The following is an 11,747-nucleotide window of genomic DNA, read 5'->3' as shown; positions in this document are numbered from 1 at the left end:
GGATAACTACTAATTTCTGAGGCAGTTATTTTCATTAAGTGGAGATTAATCAGGCGATCGCCTATTTTTATTAGTTGGAAAAATAATTCTGGGTTGTTAGTTAAAGGAATGTGTGGAAAGTCTATTTTCAGAAATTCGGAGTAGCGACTGCGGTAGGTGGGAGAATGAAAAATTGCATATATATAATTAAAGATATCTTCAGCTCTGAATGTTTGTTTTTTACTGTCTTTACTATCAATTATAAATTTCATTTTGAGTCGTTTTGAGAAGTCTTGAACAAATTCTGGTGCGAGGTTGGCGCGACGACCTATTCCTAATTGTTTTTCACCTGGAGTATCAGGGTAAAGGTAGAGAGGAAAAAGGTAATTTATCTCTTTTGTTTTATTTGATATTGCACAAGATTCAATAATATTTTCTGTCACTCCAAATAGATGCCAATTTCCGGGTTGTGACTGCTGACGAGTTGTAATTAAACCTAAGTTTTCTCCTGCCAAAAAATGTTTCATTACTTCACCTCTAGGAGTACAATGAAAACCTCTCGATCTGCCTGTATAATAAGTATATCTTTTGTCAAAAGGTCGATAAAGTATAGGAGTAATATTGCTTTGAGAAATCTCAGATTTTTTTAAATCTTTTTGAGCTAAATCAACTTTCCAGTCTCTTGTATCTTTGCCTAAATTATATTCATTTCTTGCCGATTCTACAGATAAATTTACAAACTTATTTACAGTATTCCAAATATCTTTTTCTGTGAAATGAATTGTTAAATTATCTCTGGCAGTAATAACTCCGACACTATGAGTTGGGAAAATTTCAGTTACTTTCCAGAATTGCTCATACTCGGAAAGAAAATCAATATTTTGAGGCTTAAATAAATAGAATTTTGACTGAGGTTTTAAAACTTCCCATTCTGTAGAATAAATATCATTTTCTTCCAACCAATGATACTTACCAGCTATCAATTTTTTACCAGTAGAAGTATCTTCAAATAACTCCCGTACTCCCCATAAATCTGCATGATAAACTTTTGCTAATTTCTGACTTTTTCTAGGCAACTTAATAAAAATTCCAATAGCTACTCCCTGCTGAATATCAAACACATTTTGGTCTGGAGAACCATCAGGAGAAACTTCTTTCTTTTTACTATTTCCATGCAAATCTAAAACATAAATCTCATCAAAAGTTGTCATTAAACTTTGACGCATTCCACGAAAAGTTGGATTATCTAAATAACCATGATTAGTAATAAAAGCTAATACACCATATCCTGTTTTTTCAATCTGGCACTGACTAAAACGAATAAATTTAACATAATCATCTAATAATCCTTTAGGGTTTTTTTCTCCTAAAGGTTTCCCGTCAATTTGATAATAATCTCTGACTAAATTAATAATCCAAGGGTCAGTATTTTCTGACTCATAAGCATAAGGAGGATTTCCTAAGATTATCATTACTGGTAATTCTTGTTTAATTTCTTTAGCATTTTCAGCCTCTTCTTTAATCCTAGTTGCAAAACCAATTACTTGTTTTTCTAATTGAAATGCCTCTTGTAATGTATTAGTTAAATAAATTCTCAACCGTTCATCTGAATCAAATTTATAACCTAATTCTTGCAGTTGTAAACCTAATTTCATGTGCGCTACCGTATAAGGAGCCATCAATAATTCAAAACCAAATAAACGAGGCAATAAATGTTGACTAACATAACTAGACCACATTCCTTTTTGTTGTAGAAAACTTTCATAAATATGGCTAATAACAGCATACATAAAAGTTCCTGTTCCCACTGCCGGGTCGAGAATTAAAACTTGATGAATTTCTTGATTACTATCAATATTTCCTTTCTGGTTAGGATGAGAAATTTTGATTTTATTAGCATCTGCTAAACCTTTAGGAATATCAAACTTATTTTTTAAAATATAATCGACACTTCTGACAATATAATTAACCACAGGTTCGGGAGTATAATAAACACCACGCGATTTTCTCATTTTTGGGTCATAAGCTGTTAGAAATGTTTCATAAAAATGAACAACTGGGTCAGATTTACGAGTCTTTTTTCCGAAATCCTGAAGAATTTCTGTCATGTCTGTATGCTTCAATAATTCTGCTAAATCATCTACCGCCCAAGCAATTCTTTCATCTAATTCTGTACCAACAATTTGCCCGAAAATATTCCTAAGAAATGGGTTGGTTTTTGGCAAATCGCGAGCTGCTACCCACCTAGAAAAATTATCGGGAATATCGCAATTACAACGAGCAGCAAATAAACCATAACAAATAGTTTGGGCGTACATATCTGCGAACTTATTTTTAGTTAAATCTTTCAGTAAAACATTCTGAAAAGATTCGAGTTGGTCTCGTAATGTTCCTCCCTTATCTTCATCATTTAAAGCAGTAGCGATCGCTTCTCTAATTAACTGAGCAATATTTGCCATTCTAGTTGCTAATTCCTGGGGTGTTTTGACTAAGGGAATGTTAATATTTAAGAATTTTTGGAATATTTGTTTTGTTTGTTCTATTCCTTCTAAGTCTGGAGTTAATTGTTTCTTATTTTTGCTAAGTTTGGCAATTTTAGCTTTTAAACTTTGTTCGCCTTTAATATACCAACGAAATTCTATATGGTCGGTTAAAATTAAATTTCCTAAACTTTTAAAATAGCGAGTTAGTTGAGTAGTTTTCTCGGCTTTATTGAGGGAAGTACCAATATTTTTTGCTTCTATATATCCGATAGTTTGTTGTTTTTGGAAAACTAAAAAATCTGGCGCACCGCATTTAATTCTTTTAGGTTCATTAATTGCATTAATTTCAGTGGCAAAAGATTCTATTAAACTTTTTAATATGGGGCGATATGTATGTTCTGTAGCGTTGTCGGATTGTAGATAAAATTCTATTTCTTTGATGTACTTAGAAAAGGTATTCATATTTTTTGGCAAAAATAGATATTGGTACTACGAATAGTATCATTTGAGGATTCAGTATGGGAAGATTAACCTTAAGTATTTAGCAATCAGCGATCAGTTATCAGCTTCTGGGAAATATTTACATTTCCTGCCAAACAATGTATGGGTTGACAACTCAAAACCTCGTTTTTGTACTTCAATTTATGGCTTAAAAATGTACTATAAGTTCAAAAATTTGCTCTCTTCATTAAAGAGCTGATAGCTGAGATGCTAATAGCTGAATGCTTACGATTAATCTTTGTTTTCAATCAATTAAAATCAGGTTTTAAGCCTCCCCTTTGAAGGCGATGAAAGAAATAAAAATTCAGTATTTCAATCCCGATACTTTCGGTGTGGAATGCTTCGTAAATAACCAAAAATACTGATAACTGTACGGACGTGATAACTGTACGGACCTTGCATGCAACGTCCCTAGGAACTGATAACTGAAAAGTTAGGCTTTCTTGACATAAATCCATCTATGTTAATTTTAATTTTTGAAAAGTATTTTAATTAAAAATTAGGTCATGCTGTGCAAACAGCCAAAAATACTGATAACTGTAAGGACGTTGCATGCAACGTCCCTACAAACTGATAACTGAAATGACCCATAATATAGATTTTTCCACAGGTTTTCCACAGGCTATTTATTGGTGAAATCATTGTCCTGGTAAAAATTTTTTGAAGTTTTCCACATTTTCCACAGATATTAAATAGAAATATTATTAATAAAACTTTTCCCTCTTACTGACTTCTACACATTTCCAAAAAACATTTATCGCCCTTGGTATTAGAAGTCTAGATTACTTCAGTTAATAATGCTAGGATTTCAGTCCGAGGTAAGCTTTGTTGAAAAAACCTCAAGTTCATCAAATAAATAAAATCCAATGAAATTAACTTGTACCCAAAGTGACTTAAGTAGTAACCTTTCTTTAGTTAGCCGTGCAGTTCCTTCTCGCCCTAATCATCCCGTATTAGCCAACGTTTTATTAACCGCAGATGTAGAGAATCAACGTTTAGAATTAACAGGTTTTGACCTAAGTTTAGGCATTCGTTCCAGTTTTCCAGCAGTTGTAGAAACCGGTGGAACTTTTACCTTACCTGCCAAATTATTTAACGATATTGTCTCAAGATTACCAGACGGTAATATTACCATTGATGATGATGAGGGAGAAGCCGTTGCTACCCTTACTTCCACATCTGGACGTTACCAAGTTAGAGGTATGGGAGGGGAGGAATATCCAGAATTACCAAACGTAGAAGATGGAGGAGTAGTAAATTTACCACCGGAAGCTTTAATTAGTGGTTTGAAAGGTACTCTATTTGCGACAAGTCCTGATGAAACCAAACAAGTATTAACGGGAGTAAATTTAAAAGTACAACCAGATGGTTTAGTATTTGCTGCTACTGATGGTCATCGTTTAGCAATAGTGGAGACTGAAAGTGTCACACCGGAGGATGAGGAAGAAACAGAAGAAGTTGAAGAAATGCCAGAGTTTGAAGCAACTATTCCAGCAAAAGCTTTAAGAGAAATTGAACGAATGATTGGAATGGGTAAATCTGGTGCTTCTGTGACGTTGAAATTTGATGAAAGTCAGGTAATTTTTGAGTTGGGAGAACAACGTTTAACTAGCCGAAAATTGGAAGGTCAATATCCAGCTTATCGTCAATTATTACCTAATAAATTTACTAATCAAATTAATGTAGATAGGAAACAATTTTTAGGAGCGGTGGAAAGAATAGCTGTTTTAGCTGACCAAAAAAATAACATTTTAAAGTGTTCTATTGATAATGTTAATCAGGAAATTTCTTTATCTGTAGAAGCTCAAGATGTGGGTAGTGGAAAAGAGTCTCTGGCAGCACAAATTTCTGCTGATGAACCAGAAGAAATTGCTTTTAATGTTAAGTATTTGATTGAAGGTTTGAAAGCTATTCCTTCAGCTTCGGAAATTTCTATTCAGTTAAATACGGCTACAACTCCGGTAGTTTTAAATCCTTTGGGAGGATTAAAAATGACTTATTTAATTATGCCTGTTCAGTTAAGAAGTTAAAGGTAAAGTTTTTTATTATAATAAAGAAACAAGCTTAAGCGTTCAAAAAGTTTAAGCTTGTTTTTTTATAACTATGGTTGCTAGTTAATTATCACAAAATTTACATATAACTGATTATGATAGATAAAAAATAGACCTAGAACTTAAACCAGGCTATCACATAATTTTGAGAAATAAGGGAGATGCACTAATAAAATCAGAAAGATATGAAGAGGTGATCGCTGCTTATGAAAAAGCGATAGAAATTGAACCAGACTATTACCAAGCTTGGTATAATAAAGGCATCGCTTTGTCAGACTTAGGTAGATATGAACAGACGATTTATGCTTTTGATAGAGCTATTGAAATTAAACCAGACTTTCACGAAGCTTGGAATGGCAAAGGCAATGCTCTGTCAGATTTAGGCAGATACGAAGAGGCTATTTCTGCTTTTGATAGAGCTATATAAATCAAACCAAACTATTACTATGCTTTGAATAGCAAAGGCATTGCTTTGAGGTATTTAGGTAGATATGAACAGGCTGTTTTTGCTTTTGATAGAGCTATATAAATCAAACCAAACTATCACTATGCTTTGAACAAGAAAGGCAACGCACTAAGATATTTAGGTAAATATGAAAAGGCAATTTCTATTTATGATAGATATCTAGAAATAGAACCAGATGATAATCAAACTTGGAACAATAAAGGTCTTGCTCTGTCAGATTTAGGCAGATATGAAGAGGCGATATTTGCTTATAAAAAATCTTTAGAAATTAAATCAGACTATCACGAAGCTTGGAACAATAAAGGCTATTCTTTGAGATATTTAGGTAGATATGAACAGGCGCTTTCTGCTTTTGATAAAGCTATAGAAATCAAACGATACTTTCACGATGCTTGGAATAATAAAGGTATTGCTTTGAGATATTTAGGTAGATATGAACAGGCTGTTTTTGCTTTTGATAAAGCTATAAAAATCAAACAAAACTCTCACTATGCTTGGCAAAATAAAGGCTATGCTCTCTCAAATTTAGAAAAATATGAAGAAGCAATTATCGCTTATGATAACGCTCTAGAAATTAAACCAGATTATGAAGGAGCTTTGTACGATAAAGGCTATGCTTTGTCACTTTTAGGGAGATATAAAGAAGAGATTTATGCTTATGATAAATTTCTATAAATTAAACCAGATAATCACCAAGTTTGGAGCAATAAAGGTATTGCTCTGGAAAATTTAGAAAGATATGAAGAAGCGATCATTGCTTATGAAAAAGCTTTAGAAATTCAACCAGACTCTCACGAAGCTTGGTTTGACAAAGGCACTGCTCTGTCACATTTAGAAAGATATGAAGAGGCGATCGCTGCTTATGAAAAAGCTTTAGAAATTCAACCAGACTATGAAGTTTCTATTATTAATCTTGGCTTAGTTAAATATGAAATGAAAAAAATAGATGAAGCAATAGAACATTGACAAGCTGCACTTGAAATTAATAACCAATTAGTAGAACCTAAATTAGCATTAGGAGTTGCTCTCTACAACAAAGACAAAACTGAAAGTTTAACAATAGCTGAAACAGCATTAAAATTAGACAAAAATTGGGGAAACTTGCAGCGTCTTAAAAAAGAACTTTGGACTGATAAACTATTAGTAGATGCAACTAAATTATTAGAAAATCCTCAGATAAAAGTCTTACTATCAGAGAAAAAAGAGTAAGAAGTAGAGAAAGATTATTTGTAAGAGAATTTAGCTAACAGCTATTAGCTTTGAGTTATTAACTCATTATCAGACTAAAGGAGGAATTAATTTCCAAGAAGTGATATAAGAATGAAATTAATTATCAGTTAACTTCAGTAAGTTATTATGTTTACAGCGCTTTTGAAATGGATGAACCACATTGTCATAACCAAAATCTTGTAGGGACGTTTCGCTGCGCGACATGTAACGCATTTTTGTTATGCAACGTCCCTATTTATAAAAATATCAAAAAAAATCTTTATATTTAATCTTAGTTATTACTCGCTTTCCAGCACGATTAAATAATTCTTGCTGAGGTTTCATAATCAAACCTTCTGCCATAAATTGTTTATTTTCTGTTATGCGAGAAGTGAAACCTTTTTTGGCAAATTCTACTGCTTTATCCAGGGAACCAATACCAATTATTGGTACAATTTTAATACCAAGCATTTCTGCTATTTCTTCAATACTTTCTCTTGTTAACCACCACTCTCCAATCTTAATATCAAAAAGTATAAAATCAACACTATTTGGTAAATAATTTCCTCCTTTATGAGTCCCTTTACCGTAACCTTCACCGTATAAACAAACTTCTGTTTGTTCCTTAAATACTCGACTCATTTTATCTACGGTAAATTTCTTTTGCAGCACCTCTAATAATGATGTACGAATTTGAGCATTATCACTTCTACCTCCAAATTTAACTGACTCGCCATCCCACATTATTCGGATGTTTGTACCGTCTATTTTTTCTGTCCAAACCCAGTCGATATTTTTGAGCAAATCAAATTCTGGTTTAGCAAATTTACCTAACAGTAAATCTTTATAATTACTGTCAGGATTTCTCAAAAAAACGGTTTGGATTTTATGGTATTCATTCATTCTTTTATCTTTTATTCTACACAATGTATTTCTAATGTAACATAAATAATTACAAAATGGTTATCTATGTTTAATTAGGTAGAATTACTTTTTAAAATTACTTTTGCCTATTTGATTGGTGAAAATATATTTTTTGGGAAAAGTTTAGAAAAATCTGGGATAATTGAAGAATGCTTTCTTATCTTTTATTCTGGAATTTTTGACAACCAAATTAAGATTAGTGGTAAGCAGTTAGCAGTCAGGTATTAGTTATCAGGTTTATTACTTTTATTTGAAACTAAAGCAGGTTTTTCTTTTGGTTTAGTTTATGGTTTATGGGTTGAAAATGTGGTAGAAGTTAAGGCAATTTTTGCTTTATTTATTTTCTAGCTGAATGCTTATGTTAATTGGTTAAAACTTTAAGAGTATAATTTCATAAGTTCAGAAAAATGTTTGGTCATTTCAGTTATCAGTAGGGACGCTAGACGTGCAAAGTCCGTAAAGTTATCAGTACCTCTTGGAATAAGGAGGCTTGACTATATTGAATATTCTTTTTTTATCCCCTTTAAAGGAGAGGCTTGAAAGCTTAATTATTCGGTAAAAATAAAGAAAATATATAGAATTTTATCATTTTATAATAGTAGTTAGTTTGTCTATATAATTAATAAATAAGAATTTAGCTGGATATAATTTCCAGCATAATAATTGCATAAATACAATTAACTAGGGTGCAATAAAAATGGGAAATACTATTAGGGAAGGTGATAATCTAGTTCCGGTTAACTATCAAAGCTTGTTAGAAAAAATTTTGAATAAATTACCAGAACAAAATCTGTTTAAAATATCGAGCGATCGCCGACGTTTACTGATAAATATTGATGAGATAGCTGAGTCTATTGCTACTATGGATATTCAAAATCCTTTAAGCAATACGAAGGGTGTTCGTGTTGCTACTGTAAATTTTGTAGAGAAAGAGAAAGAAAAATTTCTGAGTAAAATACGAGAAATAAAAGACTATTTAATCGCTAATTTAGAATCTACTGAAGGAATAGGAGATATTGCTAGTTTTGTCGATAGTTTGATTGTTAATTTAACAGATTTTCAGGGGCGTGCTAATAAACTAGGTTTAGCTTATCCTTTTGACGAAAAATACATAGACTTGCAAAAACAAGAGTTAATTTTAGATTCTCAACTTCCCGGTAGTAATTCTTTGTTAAAATTCCATAAGCTGACAATTACAGTGGGAAATATTACGCAGTTTCAGTCTCAGCTAAAAACAGGAATTAAACGGAGAATTCAAAAGAATTTTGATTCAGAAGACCCAGAAGAGATTGAAGATATTTATGTTCTTTTAGGAAAACAAGTTGAGGATAGAAACTCCGATTTTAATAAGTTACAAAAACTCGTAGATGAGGAAACTTTGGGGAAGTTAAAAAAGGAAGCTAAAATTATATATTTAGAACATTTATTAGCGAATATTGAGACTAATTATAAGCTAGGAGTTATTTATATGAAAGTTTTAATTCGGCGTTTGAAGTTAGTGGAAGAATATATTAATGATGAGTCTAAAGCTGATGGATATTATGATGTTTCTTATGCTGAAGAAAGTTTTAATTACCGGGATATTTTTGCTCGTGCTGAAGTTTTTGATGCACTGCCAATTATTCCAATTATTCATGGTAATTTGGGAGAAACTACAAATAGAGAAACAGGAGAAACTCAGTTTATTTTGGGTTTGAAAATGAAGTTGGATGGGAAAGTACAAGCTAGGGGTGGAAAAGAAGTTTTTGATTATAATTTGGAGATAATTACTCATAATAATTATGAGGAAAATGAGGCGTTAAAGGCTAATCCAGAGAAAAAGAAAACTTGGGCAAGAAAAATATTGACGCGAGCTTTTTTATACTATTTTATATTTTCTTGCCCAAACCCAACGGAAGAGAATTATCATTATGATGATGATTTAACTTATAATCCTATACCTAAATTTGATGAAAATGTTTTGCCTGTATTGAAAGGAGATAATGATGATGAAAAAGATAAGATTTTTCGGGGCTTGATAGAAGGATTTAAGAGATATGGAGTGAAGCAAAAAATCGAGAAGTTAAGGGGTTTAGTCAGAAACTTTTTAGATAGAGGGAAAAAATTACCTAACTCTATAGAAAGGCGGGAAATTTGTATTAATAAAAGAATTATCAAAACTGATGATGATAGTTTGTTTCAAGGTAATTTTTTTCACGATGATTTAAGAGAGAATTATAAGAAATGTCTGAGGTATATTTTTCTGGTTAAGGAAGCAACAAATAATCGAGCGGTGTGTCAGCTACCTGCAAGTATTAAGATAGAAGATGTACGTTATTTTGAGGGAAGCGATCGCCAAAGTTTTCAGTGGGAATATGATATAGCAGGAATTAAAACATTGCCTGTAATGTGGATACCTAATACAGATACTTGTAGGCAAATTTATCACGAAAATTTTGTGCAGAAAGGATATAAATTTATTCTATTTAGTTACAATAATGAACGTTTAAAATCAGGAAAAAATCAATTAAATTCGACTCAAGCATTTATCTATCGTTTTACTTGGATATTGTTATCTTATCTTTGTTTACATATTTTATTAGAGCAATATTCAGGAGAAGAAAAAGAGTTATTTATTCCGATGTTGCGACTCCATGAAGGAACCCATGAAAATCCTTTTCCGGCTGAAAAGTTTCTGGCTAATGTTGCCAAAACATTAGCTTTTATTTTTAGTAAAAAATATCGGTGTAATTCTCAAGGTTTTCGGGTAGGTAATAGTTATGTTAGGAATGGTTTAAATTCCCTATATTCTGTATTGCCTAAAAAGTTTAGTTTCAATAATAATTCTGATTTTACTTTATTAGATAAACTGGCAATTATTATTGTTTCTAGTAAACTGAGTGACTCCAGAAAAGGTAGTCAAAAACGTAGTGATAGAATTACTAATTTATTTGGAGAAGTAATAAGTATTGAAAGGTTAGAAAATGGCAGTGTAAAAATTCAACCTTTGACTACATTTTTTGATAACTATAAACAAGGAAAGATGTATGAGGAACCACCTGTGTTAATGGATAGAATTAGCGAACTTTGTTTGGAAGGATATCAACACTTTTTATATGTAGCACAAGCACCTTATACCAGTAAATTACATATTACTCAACAAGAAGAGGAAGAAAGATTATATTTTATGTCTCCTACTATTATTAAAACGATGAAACAAAACCGAGATGACATTAAAATATATCCTGTACTTTTTGATAAATATTATGTCCGAAAACTCAAAACTCCTGGAGCAAAATCTTTGTATATTCAAGACACTAGACAATTAATGAATCTTGCTGAAGATAGTAGTCAAAAATCAGTGGTATTTTTCAATTTGTTTAATGGCATTTCTGTGGGTGGTAAAAGAACTGAGGATGAACGATTTTATAATGGCGTTATTTCTTATTCCACTTTGTTAGGAAAATATTATTCTGGGGTGATGGATGATGAGGACATTCGGCAAGGTTTGGTTTATGATAGTTCGTTGAAAAATGATATTCTTCAATATTTAACTTTTTTCCATTTTTCGAGGTTTGAAAAACAGGAAAGAGATAGTAGTAATTTAAGTTTAAAGTTAGACCCTTATGAAAATATTATTGGTGATGAAGCGTTGGGAAGTTTAGCAATTTTTCCTCAGATGACAGAAAGTATAGAGTTTAATGCTTTGGCTTTTTTGACAGAGGTTAATGATGCTGTTGATGGAGTTGATTTTTAATAGGAGGTTGGGGAAAATAAGTGTTCAGTAAATAGTAGAAATATTTGAAATATTACAGTGGTTTATAAATTGCTGAGATATACGCGAGCAAGATGCTCGCACTAGAAATATTTATGATAAAAAATTTGCCTTTAGCTAAAATATTTTTCCTAAATAAACTTTGATATTCTCAGACAAAATCTATGAATTTTCGGCAAAAGTCAGAAAGTAATAAATTATCAGAATATCTATATTTAAGAATTAAAAAAAATTTGCCTTTAGCTAAAATATTTTTCCTAAGCAAACTTTGATATTCTCTGGCAAAATATCTCAACTTTCGGCAAAAGTCAGAAAGTGGAAAATTCTGAGGATATCTATATTTAATAATTATAGAAAATTTGCCTTTAGCTAAAATATCT

Annotated in this window: 9 protein-coding genes; 6 read left to right on the top strand and 3 right to left on the bottom strand. The window is 31.7% G+C overall.

Annotated elements, in window-relative coordinates:
* Positions 1-2,924 (bottom strand): type ISP restriction/modification enzyme (locus VKJ25_RS19140; protein WP_324238236.1); only part of this gene is annotated, 2,924 nt, incomplete at its 3' end.
* Between the two features lie 905 nt (positions 2,925-3,829).
* On the opposite strand from VKJ25_RS19140, the gene dnaN reads away from it, so the two are divergent.
* From dnaN to VKJ25_RS24720, 5 genes are all read left to right on the top strand, one after another.
* The gene (gene dnaN / locus VKJ25_RS19135) at positions 3,830-4,993 is read left to right on the top strand and encodes a DNA polymerase III subunit beta (RefSeq protein ID WP_324238235.1); all 1,164 of its coding nucleotides are present in this window, start codon (positions 3,830-3,832) and stop codon (positions 4,991-4,993) included.
* Positions 4,994-5,159: 166 nt separating this feature from the next.
* The gene (locus VKJ25_RS19130) at positions 5,160-5,441 is read left to right on the top strand and encodes a tetratricopeptide repeat protein (protein WP_324238234.1); all 282 of its coding nucleotides are present in this window, start codon (positions 5,160-5,162) and stop codon (positions 5,439-5,441) included.
* A 24-nt stretch (positions 5,442-5,465) separates the two neighbouring features.
* Positions 5,466-5,543, top strand: a complete 78-nt coding sequence (locus VKJ25_RS24725; protein ID WP_375340352.1) for a tetratricopeptide repeat protein — start codon at positions 5,466-5,468, stop codon at positions 5,541-5,543.
* Between the two features lie 24 nt (positions 5,544-5,567).
* Positions 5,568-6,155 carry a tetratricopeptide repeat protein gene (locus VKJ25_RS19125; RefSeq protein WP_324238233.1) on the top strand — a complete coding sequence of 196 codons (588 nt, stop codon included), beginning with the start codon at positions 5,568-5,570 and terminating at the stop codon, positions 6,153-6,155.
* The gene (locus VKJ25_RS24720; protein WP_375340351.1) at positions 6,156-6,446 is read left to right on the top strand and encodes a tetratricopeptide repeat protein; all 291 of its coding nucleotides are present in this window, start codon (positions 6,156-6,158) and stop codon (positions 6,444-6,446) included. It begins immediately after the preceding gene.
* A 510-nt stretch (positions 6,447-6,956) separates the two neighbouring features.
* Here VKJ25_RS24720 and VKJ25_RS19120 read toward each other — a convergent pair.
* The gene (locus VKJ25_RS19120) at positions 6,957-7,592 is read right to left on the bottom strand and encodes an RNA ligase family protein (RefSeq protein ID WP_324238232.1); all 636 of its coding nucleotides are present in this window, start codon (positions 7,590-7,592) and stop codon (positions 6,957-6,959) included.
* A gap of 718 nt (positions 7,593-8,310) precedes the next feature.
* Between VKJ25_RS19120 and VKJ25_RS19115 the strand changes: the two genes are divergently transcribed.
* A complete protein-coding gene (locus tag VKJ25_RS19115) occupies positions 8,311-11,349 on the top strand; it encodes a hypothetical protein (RefSeq protein WP_324238231.1) in 3,039 nt (1,012 codons plus the stop codon).
* Between the two features lie 169 nt (positions 11,350-11,518).
* Here the strand turns inward: VKJ25_RS19115 and VKJ25_RS19110 are convergent.
* Positions 11,519-11,747 (bottom strand): hypothetical protein (locus VKJ25_RS19110; RefSeq protein ID WP_324238230.1); only part of this gene is annotated, 229 nt, incomplete at its 5' end.

The organism is Okeania sp. (assembly GCF_035285525.1).
Lineage (GTDB): Bacteria > Cyanobacteriota > Cyanobacteriia > Cyanobacteriales > Microcoleaceae > Trichodesmium.
Note: the sequence above shows the minus strand (reverse complement) of the source record. Positions and strands in the feature narration are given on the sequence as shown.